This is a genomic window from Cupriavidus sp. 22TCCZM01-5, assembly GCF_057798915.1.
Genome location: NZ_JBYOJR010000096.1, coordinates 1 through 546 on the forward strand (window position 1 = coordinate 1; position 546 = coordinate 546).

1 protein-coding gene is annotated in these 546 nt (G+C 68.7%); it reads right to left on the reverse strand.

Annotated elements, in window-relative coordinates; all coding sequences use genetic code 11:
• On the reverse strand, positions 1–546 hold a 546-nt coding region (locus AC3FNH_RS32590; RefSeq protein ID WP_488723013.1), incomplete at both ends, for an amidohydrolase family protein.

Here is a 546-nt window from a genome sequence, read left to right on the forward strand (position 1 = left end):
GTAGTCCTCGGGGTAGTTCTGGTAGCCGCCGCCGGCATCGATCACGCCGGTCACGCCCAGGCGGTTCACCTCGCGCATGAAATGGCGCGTGGAGTTCTTCTGGTACTCGGCCGGCAGCTTCGGCCCCTTGGCCAGCGTGGCGTAGAGGATGGTGGCATTGGGCTTGGCCAGCAGCAGGCCGGTGGGATTGCCGCGCGCGTCGCGCACGATTTCGCCGCCCGGCGGGTTCGGCGTGTCCTTGGTGTAGCCGACCGCACGCAGCGCTGCGCCGTTCAGGATGGCGCGGTCATACAGGTGCAGGATGAACACCGGCGTGTCCGGCGCCGCCGCGTTCAGTTCCTCGATGGTCGGCAGGCGCTTCTCGGCGAACTGGTGCTCGGTAAAGCCGCCGACCACGCGCACCCACTGCGGCGCCGGCGTGCGCGCCACCTGGTCGCGCAGCATGCGCATGGCGTCGGCCAGCGAGCGTACGCCATCCCAGCGCAGCTCCATGTTGTAGTTCAGGCCACCGCGGATGATGTGCATGTGGCTGTCGATCAGCCCGGG